The organism is Tenuibacillus multivorans, assembly GCF_900103915.1.
Lineage (GTDB): Bacteria > Bacillota > Bacilli > Bacillales > Alkalibacillaceae > Tenuibacillus > Tenuibacillus multivorans.
The window spans coordinates 253082-273837 of sequence record NZ_FNIG01000003.1; the positions used below are offsets into that span (position 1 = coordinate 253082).

Below are 20756 nucleotides of genomic sequence, written 5' to 3' on the forward strand. Positions count from 1 at the left end.
ATTAAAAAGGAACCGGCTATAAGAACAGCCGGTTCAAATTACAGCTGAATTTCTCCTAGTCGTATTAACTCGACTACGGCTTGAGAACGCCCCTTCACTTGTAATTTTTGAATGGTGTTTGAGATATGATTTCGCACAGTCTTTTCAGAAATGAATAATTGTTCTGCTATTTCCTTTGTTGTTTTATCTTGTACGAGTAATTCAAATACTTCCCTTTCTCTTTTTGTCAATATATTAGTAGGTCGATATTCCTTGCTATCCAAACGGTAACCCCTCCTCTGTTAAAGAGTGAGCTACTTGTTCTACATGAGGAATTACTTAGTCATGATATTTTATGATTGATAAGGCGAGTTGGTTCGCGACAAACGTCTACTTCTTCAAAGTTTTATGTCATTTTGTAGTTTATTTAATTGTTCTTCATCAAATGGTGTTGATTGACCAGTTTTAGAATTAATTTGAACAATTCGCCCTCGCCCAGTAATACATAGATCATCCTGTTGATTAAGCCCCATATAATGAATGTCTACTGAGCTTTTACCAATATTTATTGCTTTAACATATAGTTTGATCTTGTCGCCGAAGTATACTTGCTTAAAATAGTCACATTGTAAATCACCTACGACTGGTACACGTTCTACCTCTTTGGTTAGTTCACCGAATAGCTGAATTTCATCAAGGTATTTAATTCTTGCCTCTTCAAAATATATGAATGGAGAAACGTTATTCATATGACCGAACAGGTCAGTTTCAGAAAAACGAATCTCGATAGTGGTATAATATGAAAATTCACGCTTCCATGTTTCTAAATCCTGTATGTAATTGGGTAATCGCATTTATCAATTTCATTCCTTTCAGAAAAAATGAATATTCGTTCAATTTCGTTTAAAGAAAAGGGCTGACATGATAGCCAGCCCTTTACCTCTAAATATCATTGTGAGCTTATTGATTGTGGTCACTGCCGAAAAAGCTCTTAAACGATTGAACAGTTGCTTCACGGTTTAATGCTGCGATTGAAGTTGTTAGTGGAATACCTTTTGGACAAGATTGTACACAGTTTTGTGAGTTACCACAATTCTGTAATCCACCATCACCTGTTACAGCAGCCATACGTTCCGCTTTATGAAGGCTTCCATTTGGTGTCGCGTTGTGTAAACGTACTTGAGATAACGCTGCTGGTCCAATGAAGTTAGCGTTACTGTTAACGTTAGGACAAGCTTCTAAACATACACCACAAGTCATACATTTAGAAAGTTCATAAGCCCATTGACGTCTACTTTCTGCCATCCTTTCTCCTGGACCAAGATCGTGTGTACCGTCGATTGGTGTCCAAGCTTTAACTTTCTTCAAGGAGTCAAACATACGTCTACGATCTACTTCTAGGTCACGTACTACAGGGAACGTATTCATTGGTTCTAAACGAACCGGTTGCTCTAATTGGTCAATTAGTGCTGTACAAGATTGTCTTGGTTTTCCGTTAATAACCATTGAACAAGCGCCACAAACCTCTTCTAAACAACCCATTTCCCAATTGACAGGTGCTGTTTCTTCACCTTTTGCATTAACAGGATTACGTCTAATTTCCATTAACGCGGAAATAACGTTCATATTTTTACGGTAAGGGATTTCAAACTCTTCCTCGTATGATTGGGAATCTGGGCTATCTTGGCGTGTAATGATAAACTTAATTGTTTTAGTTTTAGTTGCTTCCGCCATGATTAGTTACCCCCTTTTATTTTGATTTTGAGTAATCACGTTTACGAGGCTCAATGTATTGCGTATCAACTTCTTCGTATGTTATATCTGGTCCATTTTTGTCTGGATTGTAAGTCGCTTTTGTTGTTTTTAACCATTCCTCGTCGTTACGCTCAGGAAATTCTGGTTTATAATGAGCACCACGGCTTTCATTACGATTGTAAGCGCCAATCGTGACGACTCGTGACAATTGCAACATGTCTTGCAATTGTCGTGTAAACATAACACTGTGATTACTCCATCTTGATGTGTCGTGAATGTTGATATCTTTCCAACGATCCATTAATTCAACAATCTTCTCATCTGTTTTAAGTAGGTTGTCGTTTTCACGGACAACTGTAACATTTTTAGTCATCCATTCACCTAGTTCACGGTGAAGACTATATGGATTTTCACTACCTGACGTCATACCTAATAAGTCTTCAAATTTCTCTTCTTCTTCCTTCAATTTATCATCAAATAGAGATGAAGACTGATCGTCAGCTGATGATTCAAGCCCTTTAATATATTCAACCGCATTAGGTCCGGCAACCATACCACCATAAATACATGATAATAATGAGTTAGCACCTAGACGGTTAGCTCCGTGAATCGTAAAGTCCACTTCTCCAGCTGCAAATACACCTGGAATGCTTGTCATTTGATCATCATCGACCCATAGTCCACCCATAGAATAGTGAACAGCTGGGAAGATTTTCATCGGTACTTTACGTGGATCTTCACCTACGAATTTTTCATAAATTTCAATAATACCACCGAGTTTAACATCTAATTCTTTCGGGTCTTTATGTGATAAATCTAAGTAAACCATGTTTTCGCCATTAATACCTAGCTTCTGGTTTACGCAAACTTCAAAAATTTCACGTGTCGCAATATCACGTGGTACAAGGTTACCGTAAGCAGGGTATTTTTCCTCTAAGAAATACCATGGCTTACCGTCTTTATATGTCCATACACGACCACCTTCACCACGAGCTGATTCACTCATTAAGCGAAGTTTGTCGTCCCCTGGTATTGCTGTTGGGTGAATTTGAATGAATTCACCATTCGCATAAGCTGCTCCCTGTTGATACAGTCTTGAAGCAGCAGAACCCGTGTTAATAACAGAGTTTGTTGATTTACCAAAGATAATTCCTGGTCCACCTGTTGCAACAATAACAGCATCTGCTTTAAATGCTTTAAATTCATGTGATTTAAGATTCTGTGCAATAATTCCGCGTGAACGATTATCATCATCTAGAATGGAAGAAATAAATTCCCAGCCTTCATATTTTGTCACAAGGCCGTTAGCTTCTTGACGACGAACTTGTTCGTCTAATGCATACAATAACTGTTGTCCAGTTGTAGCACCAGCATAAGCTGTACGGTGGTGTTGTGTACCACCAAAGCGACGGAAGTCTAATAAACCTTCTGGCGTACGGTTAAACATAACCCCCATACGTTCTAACATGTGAATGATCCCTGGAGCTTTTTCACACATTTCTTTAACTGGAGTTTGGTTTGCTAAAAAGTCCCCACCATATACGGTATCATCAAAGTGTATCCAAGGTGAGTCACCTTCACCCTTTGTGTCTACGGCTCCGTTAATACCACCTTGGGCACATACAGAGTGGGAGCGTTTAACCGGAACAAGTGAAATTAAATCGACGTGTACACCAGCTTGTGCAACTTCAATTGTTGCCATTAAACCAGCAAGACCACCGCCTACGATTACAACATTTTTATCATTAGTCATTAGTTGTTTCACTCCCTTATCATTCCGAAATTCCTTATAAGTTTACGATGCAAATGCGATTAGGGAAGAGATTCCCATGTAAGTGAAAACCGCAAAAATCGCAATGGTAATATATGTCATAACGAGTTGGGATTTTGGTGAAATTGTAAGACCCCAAGTGACGAAGAATGACCATAAACCATTCGCAAAGTGAAATACTGCTGAAACAACACCAATAATATAGAACCAGAACATAATTGGATCAGATAAAATTGATGCCATTAGATCAAAATTAATTTCAGTTCCATAAATCGCATTCGCTAAGCGTGTTTCCCAAACGTGCCACGCAATGAATATTAGAGTCAAAATACCCGTGATTCGTTGAACTAAAAACATCCAATTACGGAAGAAGCCGTAACGAATCGTATTTGGTTCTGCCGTAAAGGCGATAAAAACCCCATAGATAGCATGGAATAATAGCGGTAGGTAAATCACAAAGATTTCCAAACCTAAACGTAGCGGTAGGTTTTCCATAAATCCTGCAGCATTATTAAATGCCTCTGGTCCATATGTAGAAAAAAAGTTGACCGTTAAGTGCTGCATAAGGAAAAGCCCAATAGGTATGACACCTAATAAAGAATGTAGCCTGCGATAAAAGAACTCACGGTTATCCGCCATGTGTTACCCCCCTTGTTTTGAGTAAAATTCTTTAGTTATCAACATCATAAAAAGTAAACATGACATGTTATATTGTACTTCTAACGGTTTAAAGCGTCAAGAAATCCTTACCATTTGATTTGACGGTTAGGGCAGTATTAATTTTTCCCTAACTACAGCTTTTCTACATAGTTCCCCATGGCTTATACCTAGTCTTCTTCATTTTGCTTCATTTCATACACGAAGTAATGTTGTATATTCTCTGCTACATGTGACGGGATTCCTAATTTCGCCATATCCTCTACACTAGCTTGCTTAATTTGATCAATCGAGCCAAAGTGTTGAATTAATAGTCTTTTTCGTTTTGGACCGATTCCTTCAATTTCATCAAGACTGGACTGAAAAGCACTTTTTCCTCGCAATTGACGATGAAATGATATAGCAAAGCGGTGAACCTCATCTTGAATTCGTTGAACTAAATAAAAGGATTGTTCATTCCGTTTTAATGGAACCGTTTCCGGTGGATTACCATATAACAATTCACTTGTCTTATGTTTTTCATCTTTGGCTAGACCGCATATCGGGATATCCAAACCTAATTCATTTTCTAAAACATCTCTAGCAGCTGACATTTGGCCTTTAGCCCCATCAACCATAAGGAGATCAGGTAGTGGCGCCCCTTCTTTTAAAACACGTTGATAACGTCTCCGAATAACCTCCCGCATGGTTTCATAATCGTCTGGAGATTCGACAGTTTTTATTTTGTATTTTCGATATTCATTTTTCTTCGGCTTACCATCAATGAAAGTTACCATAGCAGAAACCGGGTTCGTACCTTGAATGTTTGAATTATCAAAGGCTTCAATTCGATGCGGTGTTTCAATATTTAAAATGTCACCTAATCGCTCAATCGCTTTAATCGTACGTTCTTCATCCTGTTCAATTAAGGAGAACTTTTCTTTTAAGGCAATTTGTGCATTTTCCATGGCTAACTCTACTAAGTCTTTCTTTTTTCCACGTAGTGGTGTTTTAACTTTTACATCTAAGACTTCCGAAAGTAATTCCTTATCACTACCGATAGGCAAGTAGATTTCCTTTGGTTTAATGTGGTTAGAATGCTGATAAAATCGCGCAATATAACTAATAAACGATTCATTCGCATCATTGTAAAAAGGAAATAATGAAACATCTCGTTCAATCAATTTCCCTTGTCGAATAAAGAATACCTGGACACACATCCATCCTTTGTCAAAAGCAAAACCAAATACATCTCGATCGGTTAAATCGTGTAAATCCATTTTTTGCTTTTCCATAACGCCTTCAATGTGCTCAATCATGTCGCGATATTCTTTAGCTTTTTCGAAGTCTAAATCCTCTGCAAATTGATGCATTTTATCCGTGAGTTCTTGTTTGATTTCTTTATGGCCGCCATTTAAGAAAGAGGTAATATTTTGCACTAATTGTTCATTCGTTTCCGGACTGACCGGAAACTCGCATGGTCCTAAGCATTGATTGATGTGATAATAAAGACAAACGCGTTTAGGCATAACATTACATTTTCTAAGTGGATACAACCGATCTAGTAGCTTCTTCGTTTCACGTGCCGAATAAACATTAGTATAAGGTCCGAAGTATTTGGCTTTATCTTTTTTGACTTGTCTAGTTACTAATAATCTTGGGTGTTCCTCATTCGTAATCTTTAGAAATGGATAGCTTTTATCATCCTTTAACATGACGTTGTATTTCGGGTCGTATTTCTTAATCAAATTCATTTCTAAGATAAGCGCTTCCATTTCTGATGACGTGACAATATATTCAAAATCCGCAATTTCATTGACCAGTCGCTGCGTTTTTAAATCGTTTGCACTTGTGAAATAGGAACGCACACGATTTTTTAGCAACTTAGATTTCCCTACATATATGACTTCACCCTTTTTGCTTTTCATCAAATAACAACCAGGTTTGTCAGGTAGTATGGCTAATTTTTCTTTGATTTGATCTGCCATAAACAAACACCTCGAAAATGCAATTATACCTCTATCTTAACACGATTTTACTGTTGCACATAAAAAGAAGAGCTAACCACTGTTAGCTCTCTTAACCTTATGCGTGTTTTTGTACGAATTGTTCTAAAGCATCTTTAGGCTGGAAGCCCATTGCTTGATCTACTTTTTCACCATCTTTGAAAAGGATTAAAGTAGGTATACTCATAACACCAAATTTTTGTGCTGTTTCTTGGTTTTCGTCAACATCTAGTTTAACAATTTTAACCTGATCACTCATCTCTGAATCTAATTCTTCTAATACAGGAGCAATCATTTTACATGGGCCACACCAAGTTGCCCAAAAATCAACTAGTACTAGACCATCTGATACTTCTTCATTAAAGGTTTGATCAGTTGCACTTACAATAGCCATAGATATATATCCTCCTCATTACTAATGTACCGTAAGTATAGCATGTTAAATATTATCTTTTCCAATACTTTGTTTATGATTAATTTTTGTTAAAAAACATGAGTTCTTTCCCCATTTTTGGGCAAAGAACTCATGGTTAGATTAGTTAACTTGAAGGGCTTTTAACTCTTCCGTTAGCTTCGGTACAACATCAAATAAGTCGCCAACAATACCGTAATCTGCAACATTAAAGATGTTAGCTTCCGGATCTTTGTTGATCGCAACAATTACCTTAGAGTTTGACATACCGGCTAAGTGTTGAATAGCCCCAGAAATACCACATGCAATATACAGGTCAGGCGTTACAACCTTACCCGTTTGACCGATTTGTAAGGAATAATCACAATATCCTGCATCACACGCCCCGCGAGAAGCACCAACAGCTGCTCCTAACACATCAGCCATCTCATAAAGCGGTTCGAAGCCTTCAGAGCTTTTAACACCTCGGCCACCTGCTACGACAATGTTTGCTTCTGATAAATCAACACCGTCTGACGCTTTACGAATTACATCTTTAATAATTGTACGTAGGTCTTGAATATCGACATCTAAAGCAGATACATCACCTGAACGACTTTCATCCTGGTCAAGTGGTGCAATATTATTCGGACGAATGGTTACAAATGTTTTACCATCTTTAATGGATTTCTTTTCAAAAGCTTTACCTGAATAAATCGGACGTACAAATTGGTCGCCCTCAATCCCTGTAATATCTGATATAAGCCCGCTATCTAATTTACTCGCAATACGTGGGGCTAAATCTTTACCAGCTGATGTATGCCCCATCACGAGTCCATCTGGATCCTCTTGGTCAATGACAGCCATGGCTGCTTGTGTATATCCATCAGACGTATAATGTTCTAATTTATCATCTGTTACCGTTACCGCACGATCTGCACCATATTGAATCATTTGTTTTGCTGCATCTTCAACATTTTGATTTCCAAAAACGATCGCTACAACCTCAGCTCCTTCATCTATCTGACGCGCAGCAGAAATCGTTTCATATGACACATTACGAATTTCACCGTCTTTTAATTCTGCAAAAGCTAATAATTTTGTCATTGTAAAATTCTCCTTTCTACACCTGTGTTAAAGTACTTTCGCTTCTGATTTTAGTAACGATACAAGCTCTTTAACTTGATCATCTGTTTCGCCTTCTAACACTTTACCAGCTTCTTTTTCAGGTGGAAGGAAAACTTCAACTGTCTCCGTTTTCGCTTCAACATCATCCTCATCTAAATCAAGATCATCAATTTCTAATTCCTCAAGCGGTTTCTTTTTAGCTTTCATAATACCTGGTAAAGAAGGATAACGTGGTTCGTTTAAACCTTGCTGACACGTTACGAGTAAAGGTAGAGATGTCTCAATTTTTTCTTCGTCACCTTCAACATCTCGAACGATATTTGCCGTGTCACCATCAATTTCAAGGTTGGTGATGGTTGTGACATAAGGAATATCGAGTTTATCAGCAAGTCTCGGACCTACTTGACCACTTGCTTTATCAATTGCTACATTACCAGCTAAAATAATATCAACTTCTTGATCTTCAAAGTATGCTTCTAAAATACGAACGGTTGAATATTGATCACTTTCTTCTAAATCATCCTCTGTATTAATTAGAACCGCTTTATCAGCGCCCATAGCTAAAGCGGTACGTAGCTGCTTTTCTGATTCTTCATTACCCACAGTGACCACAGTCACCTCGCCGCCATGATCATCACGAATTTTAATAGCTTCTTCGATGGCGTATTCATCGTATGGGTTAATGATGAATTCAGCACCATCTTCCTCAATGACTCCCCCATTAATTTGAATCTTCTCTTCTGTATCAAATGTCTTTTTCATTAGAACAAAAATGTTCATAGGATTACCTCCTTAAGTCTATTGATCTTTGAAATTGGGTTTGCGTTTTTCTATAAAAGCTTGAATGCCTTCCTTAGCATCTTCATTTCCAAAAACCTTACCGAATTCTTCAGACTCTGCATCAACACCTTGCTGGAACTGAGATGTACGAGCATACGGTAATAGTTTCATTACGGCATGAATAGAAGGCCCACTCTTACTAGAAAATTGCTTTGCTAGATTCATAGTAAAGGAATCTAGTTCATCATCTTCAACCGCATGATTGGCTAAGCCATATTGAGCCGCCTCTTCACCAGTAATCGGTTGACTAGATAGCACCATTTCATATGCTTTTGGTAGCCCAACATAGCGTGGTAAACGCTGTGTCCCAGCAAAACCAGGTATGATACCTAAATTCATCTCAGGTAACCCAAGTTTAGCACTCTTTGTGACGACACGAACGTGGCAGGACATCGCTAGTTCTAGTCCACCACCTAGTGCAGCACCATGGATCGATGCAATAAACGGGATATGATAGTTTTCAATACGATTAAAGAGATCTTGCCCCTTCTTTGCAAGACTCACGTAATCGCTTTCAGCTTGGAATGATGTAAATTCTTTTATATCTGCTCCTGCGGAAAAGAATTTACCTTCTCCCTTGAGAACAACTGTTTTCACGGAAGAATCTTGATCTAGTTCATCTAAAACAGTTGATAAGTCACTTAAAATACCAGAAGACAAAGCGTTAGCTGGAGGACTATTAATAATGATTGTTACAATATTCCCCTCTTTACTCCAGGAAAGATGCTCCATCCAAACAACTCCTTATTGATGATGTATTTTAAGACCATTAGAAATGACGAAATGGACTTCTTCAGCTTGATCTACAAGATTATATTTTTGTTCTTTCATCACCCAATTCGTAACAACTTCATCTAAAGTGCCAAATATCATTTGTCTAACTAATTTGACGTTTAAATGATCATGGAATATTCCTTGATCCATACCATCTTTTAAAATATTATCAACAACGGTTAAATAACGTTTTAATACTTCATTGATTTTTAATCGTAACATTTTTTTCGATTGCCTTAATTCTAATTGCGTCACGATAGCTAAATCTGGATCTTCAGCTAATTGACGGAAGTGCATTTTAATTAAGGCAGATAATTTATCATCTGCAGACTCTTGATCGACAATCACATTCTCAATTCTTTCAATGAATTGCCCCATCTTTTCTTGAAATACAGAGATTAAAATATCCTCTTTATTTTCAAAATATAAATAAATGGTTCCATCAGCTACGCCTGCACGTTTAGCAATCTTAGAAACTTGTGAATTGTAATACCCATTTTCTGCAATAACTTCAACAGCCGCATCGATTATTTGTCTGTATTTTGGTTTTTGATTCTTCATTATGATAACTCCTTAACTGAATGAACAGTCATTCACCTTTCATGATATAGCCAAAATGCTAGTATGTCAACTCATAATATTGATTCTACACTTGGTTTTGTAATTTTTCTTTTTCTTCATCCACTAATTTTCTCCTAAGTATTTTTCCGACCGCTGTTTTCGGTAATTCGGTTCTAAATTCATATCGTTTTGGAACTTTAAAGGCTGCTAAATTTTCACGACAATATTGATCTAAACCTTCTTCTGTAAGATCGGCACCCTCTTTCAGTACAACGTATGCTTTAACTGTTTCACCGCGATAAGGGTCAGGTATACCTGCCACAACAGCTTCAGCGATTAATTCATTCTCATATAGGACTTCTTCTACTTCACGCGGATAAATATTAAATCCACCAGCGATAATCATATCTTTTTTACGATCAACGATATAGAAATAACCTTCTTCATCCATATATCCCATATCTCCAGTTAATAACCAGCCGTCTTTTAGCGTATTTTCAGTTTCTTCAGGTCGGTTCCAATAACCTTTCATAATTTGTGGTCCCTTAACTGCGATTTCACCAACCTCGCCAATCGGCATTTCTTCAAGTGTATCAGGTTTAAACACCTTGGCATCCGTATCAGGCCACGGCAACCCTATTGTCCCAGCTCGACGATTTTCATAAATTAAATTCGAATGAGTAACTGGAGAGGATTCTGTTAGGCCATATCCCTCAACTAGCTTACCACCTGTTACTTTTTCAAATTGTTGTTGTACCTCTGCTGGTAGCGGGGCTGAACCACTTAGGCATGCATTAATCGATGAAAGGTCATAGTTCGATAGCTTCGGGTGATTTAACAAACCGATATAAATCGTTGGTGCACCAGGGAATAAAGTAGGTCTTTGTTTATCAATTAACTTTAATACGGTATCGACATCAAATTTAGGCACTAAGATCATTTTTTGTGCCATCATAACAGATAAATTCATAACAGCCGTCATGCCATAGACGTGGAAAAATGGTAAAATACCTAATACAGTTTCTTTTCCATATTCGGCCTTGTAATTCCACTTCTCACACATTTGAGTGTTCGACACTAAGTTTAGATGTGTAAGCATAACACCTTTTGGGTAGCCTGTTGTACCACCTGTGTATTGTAGTAATGCTAAATCTTCTTCTGGGTCAACCTCATGCTTCGTATATTCACCACTTGCTTCTTCTAACATAGTCGTCCAAACATGTGTATCACCACTATGTTCTGGTTTAACAACCATGTTGTATTCCCGTTTCTGAATAAAAGGATAAATCAAATTTTTCGGGAATGGTAAATAATCCTTGATAGCGGTTACAATTATGTTCTCTAAATACGTATCATCTTTGACATTTTCAGCTCTAGGCAGAAGGATATCCAAACATACTATTATCTTGGCTCCTGAATCCTTTAACTGATATTCAAGTTCTCTTTCAGTATATAGTGGATTCGTTTGAACGACAACCCCACCGGCTAATAAAGCACCATAATATGAAATGACTGACTGAGGTGTGTTCGGTAACATAACCGCAACACGATCACCTTTTTTCAAGCCTAGATACTGAAGATAGCTTGCAAACTTCTTAGCTGCATCATACACCTCCTGATACGTTAGCTCTTTACCCATAAAATGTATTGCTGTTTTATCTGGGTAATTTGTCGCAGTTTCTACTAGGAATTCGTGTAAAGGCTTGTTGTCATATTCTATCGTTTTAGGTACTTCTTCTGGGTAATGCTCAAACCAACGCTTCGTTAATTCTACCCCCATGATTAAAGCCCTCCTTTAAAGTATATTACTTTTCATTATATACAAAATCAGTGAAAAGTTAAAACAATTGTTTTAATTATCAGACAATAGGGTTGTAAAAAAGCAGCTCCATAACATTTGATTTTCGACATCAATGTTAAGTGAGCTGCTACGATTTAGCTATATAAGAGGAAAAAAACACCAACAATCACAAATAATATGGCAACGACGATTAATACTTTCGCTAAAGTTTCCATTATTTTAATACCCTCTCTAATTTTTATGCACTTATTAATTGTTCTAGACTATTTTAGTTCTAATACTGTAACACCACTTCCACCTTCGTTAGCGTGTCCAGAACGAGATCCTTTGATCGCACGATGTTCCTTCGCAAACTGTTGAACTGCCTTCATCAAAGCACCTGTCCCTTTACCGTGTATAATCGACACTTGATGATAATTCGCTAGTAATGCCTCATCGATATATTTTTCTAGTCGCTGAAGAGCATCTTCATAACGCTCTCCTCGCAAATCGAGTTCAGGTTTAACATGATAATGACTTCCTTTTACTGACGTCATCGGTTTAGTTTTTAGCGGGTCAGGACGTTTAATGAACTCTAATTGATTGACAGGTACTTTCATTTTTAATATTCCAAGCTGAACCTCATATTCTTTATCATTAATTTTTTCGACAATATTTCCGTTTTGGTTAAAGGATAGGACATGCACCTCATCGCCAGGCATAAAGCTTTGATTTTTAGCCGCTTTTTTCTGAGGTTTTTCTTCAGTTGTTTCAAGGCTTTCTTTTTGATTAGATAATTTCTTCTTAGCATCAATGAAACGGTGTTCCTTAACATTCGCTTCATCTCTCATCTCACGAATTTCTTTTAAAATCTCTTCTGCTTCAGTTTCGGCTCTGTCTACGATTTTGGCGGCTTTCACCTTAGCCTTATCCATGTGTTTTTCTTTGTGACTTAAATAATGTTCATATTCATTTCTTAATGATTGATAGATGTTTGTTGCTTCTTCAAGGAAATCTTCTGCCTCTTCAAAATGCCTTTCAGCCTGTAGTCTAGACTGTTCTAACGAAGCAATCATATTTTCGACAGAGCGAGAATCATCACTCACCATTGATTTGGCTCGATCAATAACTAACTCTTCTAATCCTAATCGTTTTGAAATATCAAAGGCATTACTTCTCCCTGGCACGCCTAATAACAAGCGATAAGTTGGTTTTAATGTCGTAATGTCAAACTCAACAGACGCATTAATGACTTCCTTACGATTAAAGCCGTAAGCTTTTAGTTCTGGATAGTGTGTGGTCGCGATGACCCGGGATCGTTTTTCAACAACATAATCTAATATCGCCATTGCAAGTCCTGCCCCTTCTTGCGGGTCAGTCCCTGCACCTAATTCATCAAATAAAACCAAAGAATTACTGTTGACATCATTTAAAATCTCAACAATATTACTCATGTGTGATGAGAATGTACTTAGACTTTGTTCGATGGATTGCTCATCCCCAATATCAGCAAAAACGTAATCAAATACGGCTAATTCACAACCATCTTGCGCTGGTACTTGTAACCCTGATTGAGCCATTAACGTACATAACCCGACCATTTTTAATGTAACGGTTTTACCACCTGTATTCGGGCCGGTTATCACGATAGCAGTATAATCCTTTCCGATTTCGACATCGTTACTAATGATCTCATCCTCAGGTATTAATGGATGTCTGGCTTGACGCATGTTGATATAGCCTTCTTGATTCATGGTCGGCTTAGCTGCTTTTAAGTGGCGTGATAATTTCCCTTTAGCCACAATAAAGTCCATTTGCTGTAGGACCGTTACATTATGGCGTAAAATGTCTGCATCTGCCTGCACGAGACCAGACAATTGCAGTAAGATCCGTTCAATTTCACGTTCTTCTTCCACACGTGCTTCCTGTAATTTATTATTAAGTTCCACGACAGACTGGGGTTCAATAAATAATGTTTGTCCGGAAGATGACTGGTCATGGACAATGCCACCAAATGATGACCGATACTCATGTTTTACCGGTAAGACGTAACGATCGTTACGGATGGTGACGATTGCATCCGATAACATATTACTTTTTGATTTCGTGTATTGATCTAATTTATCACGAATGCTACTTTCATAAGAACGGATTTGGCTTCGAATCGTTCTCAATTTACTAGAAGCGCCATCCATCACATGACCATAATCATCAATACATCCTTTAATCGATTGCTCCATTTGGTTCAATGGAGTTAACTGTTCCATATATTCTCTTATAATGGGTAATTCAATATCCTCTAAATCCTCAATAAAGCTTTTTAACTGTTTGCCGCCATATAACGTATTGGCAATATCTAATAATTCAGAAGCTGACAGAACACCACCGATACTAGCACGTTTAATGGCTGGTCGAATATCCGTTATCCCACCAAGCGGGATATGGCCCTTTAAGCGTAGGATGGTTACAGCCTCATCGGTTTCATTTTGCCATTCTATAACTTCTTCAAGATCAGAGGATGGCAATATTTTCTTAGACTTTTCCTGACCTAAACTAGTTGCAGCCTGGCCTTTAAGCCAATCTTTTATTTTAGAAAATTCGAGTTGATGTAAAATTTTATCGTTCATATTTAATCACCTTTTTTCTGTTTCAAAAAACGAAGTAAATCCTCTATCCCCCAAGTATTGACGATCGTATCTTTTTCAATAAACCCTTTTCTAGCAGCCTGAACGCCTATTTTCATATCATCTAACATGTTATAATTATGCGCATCTGTATTAATTGCAATTTTTGCTCCTTGCTCCTGAGCGACCTGGAGCCACTTCCAAGCTAAATCTAAGCGGTTAGGGTTAGCATTGAGCTCAATAATCGTATCGTTTTGTACCGCTAATTCAATGAACTGTTCATAGTTTACTGGATAACCTGAACGTTTTCCAATTAAGCGGCCCGTCGGATGAGCAATCATGTCAACATAAGGGCATTCTAAAGCATTTTTTAGCCGTTTCATTATTTGTTCTTCAGATTGATTAAAGCTTGAGTGGATGGATGCAATAACAAAATCCATCTCTTTTAAAAAATCGTCATCAAAATCTAAATCACCATTCGGTAAAATATCCATTTCAACACCAGAGAGGACGGTAATGTCTGGATATTTTTCATTCCACTCCTGTATTTTTTGGCGTTGTTCACGTAAGCGTTTTTCATTCAGCCCATTCGCCACACGTAAAAATTTCGAGTGATCTGTAATAGCGATGAACTCATAGCCTTTTTCTAATGCTTTCTCAATCATCTCATCGATGGATTGAGCACCATCACTCCAGGTCGTGTGCATGTGTAAGTCACCACGTATATGGTTTAGATTGACGAGTTCCGGTAACTCATTTAGTGAAACTTCCTCACCTGACTCACGTACTTCTGGTGGTAAATAAGGTAAATCCAAAAAGTTAAAAAACTGCTCTTCAGATTGAAACGTATGATTTTCACCTGTTTCACTATGCTCAATTCCGTATTCACTTATTTTTAAACCCTTGTCTTTAGCTAAACGCCGCATTTCAACATTGTGATCCTTTGAACCTGTAAAATGGTGAAGAGTCGTCACAAAATGTTCCGGATCAATTAAACGAAAGTCAACGGATATATCCCATTCACCTTCTACGATAACGGTTACTTTCGTCATACCTTTTGATACGACTTCTTTTACCATCGATAGCTGAACGAGTTGGTCGGCCACTACTTCAGGTTTAGTAGTCGCGACAATAAAATCAATATCTTTAACTGTTTCATTTAACCGCCTAAGACTTCCAGCAACCGAAAAGTCCAAAATGTCTGAAATAGGACGTAAATGCGCTTCGATTTCTTCTTTGATTGGGATCACATAGGAAACGGGCAACCTTTCTGGTCTTGTATTGGCATCGTCTAATGCCTTTACGATTTTTTCGACTGACTTTTTACCAAACCCACTAAGCGCCTCTACCTCACCATTTTCACACGCTTTTCTTAATGTAGCCTCATCTATGACACCAATTTCTTGATAAAGTCGCGCGAGCTTTTTACCACCGAGACCTTGAATTTTTAATAGTGGAATGAGTCCTTGTGGAACCTCTTCAGCCAATGTTTTCAATGTTTCTGTCTCACCATTTGCGATAAACTCCTCAATAATGGCTTTCGTTCCTTTCCCTATACCGTTTAGGGCCCCGACGTCATCTATTTCACCAAGAGACCTGTCATCTCGTTCTAATGCCTGCGCTGCCTTACGATAGGCAGATATTTTAAACGCATTTTCTCCTTTTAACTCCAAATAAGTTGAAATTGTTTCTAAGTGTTTAATGACCTGCTTTTTATCCATTTAGAAAACCACCTTTACTCAAAGAAAAGAGGTTGACTCTTATGAGTTAACCTCCCCCTTGATTATTGTAATTCCGTAAACCATTTTTCTTTTAATTGTTCAGAAAAAATCGGTGTCATTTCGATGATAAAGCTTGCTAAAGATGAATCATTTAATTGTTCTTGAATAAAATCTACAGGAATCAACGATGCGAAAAATAAAAATACGAATATGATAAAGTACATTTCAATAAAGCCAAGTACGGCGCCTAATAAATTATTAACACTATGTAATACAGGTAAATGCGCGACAAAGTCTAGTAAATTAGCGACGATTTGCATAATGATTTTAACGACAAAGAATATCACGAAAAAGGCTATGCCGTGATAAAATGCCCCTTCTAAAAATCCTGAGTTAAAAACGGAACCCCAAAAATGTTCCTCGGCAATATCAGGATATGGTATCCAAAGCTCTAATTTGGCTGCAAGCTCTTTAAAATAAATAAGTGCGATTAAAAAAGCAATGATAAATCCGGTCAGGTGTAGAACCTGTAAAATAAAACCTCGTTTCAAACCTAGTAAAAATCCTAATATGAGTAGTATAAGTATCAGTAAGCTAACCATTTATTTTCGATCCTCTTTCCTTTCCTTCTGTACAAGTGCATTGTGTTCTTCTTTCAACTTTAAATAATCACTCATTGTATTTAATGCTGTAAGAACAGCAAGTTGGGACGTATCTAAAGTTGGCTTGGCATAGCGAAGCTCGTCCATTTTTTGATCGACGAGACTAGCTACCATTTTTATATGTTCAGCGGATTCTTCACCGACTACAGTAAATTTACGATTACTAATTTCGACCGTAATTCTATTTTTATCTGACTCTGGCATCGCGAGTCCTCCCCAAAATACATTTCTAATCCATATAGTAACACGTTTTTACATGTTTAGGAAAGTAGATTATGATGGATTCATAGTTTTCATCGGCATGATATACTAATGCTAAAACCGATAAAGGGGATTATTTATGGGTCAAAGCGTTATCAAATTAAAAAAACAAGAATTAAAAAAAGTTGTGGAACACTATAAACCTTATAGCTCCTCAAAAAAACCTCCTTATTCTATACTAGCTGCTAAGACAAACGGCTGCGCCATTACCATTTATGAATCAGGAAAGGTATTGTTTCAAGGAAGCACGCATGCCGAAGAAGCAGCTAAATGGTCTGATGGTGCAGACCAACCTAAACAAAAATCGAATCATCAAAATATGCCTGACTTTTTAAAGAAAGACCATATTGGCTCTGATGAAGCAGGCACAGGCGATTATTTTGGTCCGATTACGGTTGCCGCTGTTTTTGTGACAGCACGACAGCAAGCCTTACTTAAAGAGTTAGGCGTTAAAGACTCCAAATCAATGAATGATGAAACAATAAAGAAAATTGTTAATGATATGTTACAAACCGATATGGTGTACAGCTCCTTAACCTTAAACAATGAGAAGTATAATCAGCTACAACGGCGCGGATGGTCACAGGGGCGTATGAAAGCATGGATGCACCATCACGCCATTCAAAATGTTTTAGGTAAATTAGAGGATGGTGTAAAGCCTAGCGGAATATTAGTCGATCAATTTTGCAAACCGGACATTTTTTATAACCATGTCCAGGCAACAGGTGATAAGCCACGCCGTGATTTATCATTTATGACGAAGGCTGAAAGCTACTCAACATCAGTCGCTGCTGCCTCCATGATTGCCAGATATCGATTTGTTCAAGAGATGGAAAAGCTATCAAAAGTTGTCGGCTTCGATTTACAAAAAGGTGCTTCAAAAGTTGTCGATCAGCAAATTAAACGAATAGTCAATTCACGTGGACAAGCACTTTTAGACAAGATTGCCAAGGTTCATTTTGCTAATACGAAAAAAGCGTTGTGAACAGCTAAAACCCGAATCCAATCTACTTTGACCCAAGTAGACTAGAAATACTGAAGTAGGCAGGCTTAAAATTAAGGCATTCTCATTTGAGGTGGGGATGCTTTTTTAATTCATGACCAAGCATCGGCGCTAGTGAATGTTTTTCCCAAATGGAAGCACCTGAATCCCTAATGAGATCCGTGATTCCCCATTGGAGCAGTATGAATCCCCATTGAATACCTTTTATTCCCCATTGAAACAGTGTGATTCCCCATTAAACTCCTTTTATTCCCCATTGAAGCGGTATGAGTGCCCAATGAATGCTTCTGATTCCCCAATACAATGACTAAATGCCCATTAAGAGACGCTAGTTCCCTAATTAAAAAAGTAAATAAGCCAGCTGAGGAATCACAGCTGGCTTATTCATAGCTTTTCTATATTTTTATGAATCATCTTTTACAACTATCCGCGTAAAACAGCTTGATAATGACTTTCAAGATGGGTCACAATTTGCTTGCGTGCTTCTTCAATTTCCTCATCCTTTAATGTGCGCTCATCATTTTGGAATAATAGGCTAAAGGCGATCGACTTCTTACCTTCTTCCATGTGTTCGCCTTGATACACATCAAACACTTGAACAGATTCTAAATGAGGCTGGCCTTGTTGTAATATAGCATCCTCCAATTGTTTGGCTGGTAAATCACGATCTACAACAAAGGCTAAGTCTTGTGCAATAGCTGGATATTTAGTGATCGGTCGATAATTTTCACTGTATGCCGCTTGGTCGAACACTTTATCTAGGTTTAAATCAAAAATATATGTCTCTTGTAGATCATAATCTTTTTGAACAGCTGGATGTACTTGACCAACGAAACCAATCACATCATCTTTTAACTTCATAACCGCTGTACGTCCAGGGTGAAGACCATCCAGTTCGGCTTTTTCAAAGGTCACCTCATCTTCAAGTAAATGATCAAAAAACCCTTCTAAAGCACCCTTAATCACAAAGAAGTCAATAGGTTTCTTTTCACCTTGCCAAGGATGGGATTCCCAAAGTCCAGTAACAGCAGCCGATAAACGAAGGTTTTGTTCTGGTTGAACCTCAGGCTGCTTTTGTAAATAAATCGATCCTACTTCATATAAAGCTACATTATATTGATTACGAGCCACGTTATACTGAACACTAGATAACAGCTCAGGAATAGCACTTAATCGCAAGTGGCTGTGTAAGTCTGTCATTGGCATTTTTAAGGCAACTGGTGAAACCACTAAATTTTGAATCTCAGGGCTAACAAATTTCGTTGCCCATTCTTCTTTTGTTAATGAATACGTTAGTGATTCGTTCAAACCAGCCTTCTGCATGTAACGATGGACTTCTCGAATCAGGTTTTGACGCGTCGTTAATCCACCTTTATCCATTACACCCTGCGGTAATGTATATGGAATGTTGTCATAGCCAAAGAGTCTTGCAATTTCCTCTACCATATCTTCCTTAATCGCAATATCTTGACGTCGAGCTGGGGCAATCACTTTGACCGTATCACCATCTACTTCATAGTCAAAACGTAGACGCTCAATAATTTGAACCATCTCATCAAGTGAAATGTCAGCACCGATTCGATCATTAATTTCATTTTTAGTAAAAGTCACTACTGCAGGATCCCAATCTGTAGAACCTTCTTCGACTATTTCACCTAGTACTTTTCCATTACCCAGTTCCGATAATAATTGAACCGCACGAGTGGCTGCTTCTTTAACGCGTGTTATATCAATTCCTTTTTCATATCGGGAACTGGCTTCACTACGAATCCCGTGATCTTTAGAAGCTTTACGAACGACTTGCGGTTTAAAATAAGCCGCTTCGAGTAAAACTGTCTTTGTATCATCTTGTACTTCTGATTCCTCGCCACCCATAACACCCGCAATTGCGTGTGCTTCTTTTCCGTTTGTAATCACAAGTTGATCGGATGATAAGGTGCGTTCTTCGCCGTCTAACGTTTTAATGGTTTCGCCTTCTTTAGCCAATCGTGTTACCACTTCTTTTGAGTCAAAACGTTCGTAATCAAAGGCGTGGAGTGGTTGACCATACTCTAATAAAATGTAGTTCGTGACATCGACGACATTATTAATCGGACGAATACCTGCACTGATTAAACGATTTTGTAACCATAACGGTGATGGCTTGATAGTTATATCTTTAACCATCCACGCGCCGTAATAAGGGTTCGCTGTTTCATTATCAATGTGAACCGAAATATAATCACTTGAAGGTTCTTGATCCATTAAGACAGTTGGTTCTGGAAGTTCGATATCCTTATCATATACAGCCGCTACTTCATAAGCCACACCAATCATACTTAAGCAATCAGAACGGTTAGCCGTTAATTCAATCTCAATAATCTCATCGTCTAAATTTAGAAGCGGACATGCCGGCTCGCCGACTGTAACGTCGTCCTGAAAGACATAAATACCGTCTTTAAATTCATCTTTAACAAATTTGTCTTCAATTCCGAGCTCCTGTAGTGAACAAATCATACCCTCAGAAGCTTCACCACGGAGCTTAGCTTTTTTAATTTTTAATCCGCCTGGTAAACGAGTACCTGGTTTTGCCACAACGACATATTGACCTTCCGCAACATTAGGGGCACCACAGGCGATCTGGGATAACTCTTCCTCTCCAACATCAACCTGACATAGGCTTAATTTATCTGCATTCGGATGTTGTTCACACTTTTCAACATAACCGACAACCAAATTTTCGTCATCTAATTGAGGTCCGACAACTTCCTCAACCTCTAAACCGCTTTTGGTGATGTCTTCGGCTAAATCTTGGGTATCAATTCCATCTAGATTAACATATTGCTCTAACCATTTTCGAGATACTAACATTTTCTACGCTCCTC

The 20756-nt window shown here is 38.0% G+C and carries 18 protein-coding genes; 1 reads left to right on the forward strand and 17 read right to left on the reverse strand.

Features of this window, described 5'->3' with window-relative positions; genetic code table 11:
- Positions 1-38 precede the first annotated feature (38 nt).
- From BLP77_RS06230 to zapA, 16 genes are all read right to left on the reverse strand, one after another.
- The gene (locus BLP77_RS06230) at positions 39-263 is read right to left on the reverse strand and encodes a helix-turn-helix domain-containing protein (RefSeq protein WP_093856254.1); all 225 of its coding nucleotides are present in this window, start codon (positions 261-263) and stop codon (positions 39-41) included.
- Between the two features lie 114 nt (positions 264-377).
- A complete protein-coding gene (locus BLP77_RS06235; protein WP_093856255.1) occupies positions 378-833 on the reverse strand; it encodes an acyl-CoA thioesterase in 456 nt (151 codons plus the stop codon).
- A gap of 106 nt (positions 834-939) precedes the next feature.
- Positions 940-1713: a succinate dehydrogenase iron-sulfur subunit gene (sdhB, locus tag BLP77_RS06240; protein ID WP_093856256.1), complete on the reverse strand. Its 774-nt coding sequence runs from the start codon at positions 1711-1713 to the stop codon at positions 940-942.
- Positions 1714-1729: 16 nt separating this feature from the next.
- A complete protein-coding gene (gene sdhA / locus BLP77_RS06245; protein ID WP_093856257.1) occupies positions 1730-3487 on the reverse strand; it encodes a succinate dehydrogenase flavoprotein subunit in 1758 nt (585 codons plus the stop codon).
- A 42-nt stretch (positions 3488-3529) separates the two neighbouring features.
- Positions 3530-4144, reverse strand: a complete 615-nt coding sequence (locus BLP77_RS06250) for a succinate dehydrogenase cytochrome b558 subunit (protein ID WP_093856258.1) — start codon at positions 4142-4144, stop codon at positions 3530-3532.
- A 188-nt stretch (positions 4145-4332) separates the two neighbouring features.
- Entirely contained in the window at positions 4333-6129 is a 1797-nt protein-coding gene (gene uvrC, locus BLP77_RS06255) for an excinuclease ABC subunit UvrC (RefSeq protein WP_093856259.1), read from the reverse strand.
- A 97-nt stretch (positions 6130-6226) separates the two neighbouring features.
- On the reverse strand, positions 6227-6541 hold the full coding sequence (gene trxA / locus BLP77_RS06260; protein WP_093856260.1) for a thioredoxin: 315 nt from the start codon (positions 6539-6541) through the stop codon (positions 6227-6229).
- 141 nt (positions 6542-6682) lie between these two features.
- On the reverse strand, positions 6683-7645 hold the full coding sequence (locus BLP77_RS06265) for an electron transfer flavoprotein subunit alpha/FixB family protein (RefSeq protein WP_093856261.1): 963 nt from the start codon (positions 7643-7645) through the stop codon (positions 6683-6685).
- Between the two features lie 27 nt (positions 7646-7672).
- On the reverse strand, positions 7673-8446 hold the full coding sequence (locus tag BLP77_RS06270) for an electron transfer flavoprotein subunit beta/FixA family protein (RefSeq protein WP_093856262.1): 774 nt from the start codon (positions 8444-8446) through the stop codon (positions 7673-7675).
- 18 nt (positions 8447-8464) lie between these two features.
- Positions 8465-9238 carry an enoyl-CoA hydratase gene (locus tag BLP77_RS06275; RefSeq protein WP_093856263.1) on the reverse strand — a complete coding sequence of 258 codons (774 nt, stop codon included), beginning with the start codon at positions 9236-9238 and terminating at the stop codon, positions 8465-8467.
- A gap of 12 nt (positions 9239-9250) precedes the next feature.
- Positions 9251-9841 carry a fatty acid metabolism transcriptional regulator FadR gene (locus tag BLP77_RS06280; RefSeq protein WP_093856264.1) on the reverse strand — a complete coding sequence of 197 codons (591 nt, stop codon included), beginning with the start codon at positions 9839-9841 and terminating at the stop codon, positions 9251-9253.
- A gap of 85 nt (positions 9842-9926) precedes the next feature.
- Positions 9927-11621 carry a long-chain-fatty-acid--CoA ligase gene (locus BLP77_RS06285; protein ID WP_093856265.1) on the reverse strand — a complete coding sequence of 565 codons (1695 nt, stop codon included), beginning with the start codon at positions 11619-11621 and terminating at the stop codon, positions 9927-9929.
- Between the two features lie 284 nt (positions 11622-11905).
- Positions 11906-14248 (reverse strand): endonuclease MutS2, encoded by a 2343-nt coding sequence (locus BLP77_RS06290; protein ID WP_093856266.1) that lies wholly within the window; start codon positions 14246-14248, stop codon positions 11906-11908.
- A 2-nt stretch (positions 14249-14250) separates the two neighbouring features.
- The gene (polX, locus tag BLP77_RS06295; protein WP_093856267.1) at positions 14251-15966 is read right to left on the reverse strand and encodes a DNA polymerase/3'-5' exonuclease PolX; all 1716 of its coding nucleotides are present in this window, start codon (positions 15964-15966) and stop codon (positions 14251-14253) included.
- Between the two features lie 62 nt (positions 15967-16028).
- Positions 16029-16568: a CvpA family protein gene (locus tag BLP77_RS06300; protein ID WP_093856268.1), complete on the reverse strand. Its 540-nt coding sequence runs from the start codon at positions 16566-16568 to the stop codon at positions 16029-16031.
- Positions 16569-16832, reverse strand: a complete 264-nt coding sequence (gene zapA / locus BLP77_RS06305) for a cell division protein ZapA (RefSeq protein WP_093856269.1) — start codon at positions 16830-16832, stop codon at positions 16569-16571.
- A gap of 136 nt (positions 16833-16968) precedes the next feature.
- On the opposite strand from zapA, the gene rnhC reads away from it, so the two are divergent.
- On the forward strand, positions 16969-17874 hold the full coding sequence (rnhC, locus tag BLP77_RS06310) for a ribonuclease HIII (RefSeq protein WP_093856270.1): 906 nt from the start codon (positions 16969-16971) through the stop codon (positions 17872-17874).
- A 441-nt stretch (positions 17875-18315) separates the two neighbouring features.
- Here rnhC and pheT read toward each other — a convergent pair whose 3' ends face one another.
- Complete coding sequence (gene pheT / locus BLP77_RS06315; protein ID WP_093856271.1) at positions 18316-20742, reverse strand: phenylalanine--tRNA ligase subunit beta; 2427 nt, start codon at positions 20740-20742, stop codon at positions 18316-18318.
- Positions 20743-20756: the final 14 nt, after the last annotated feature.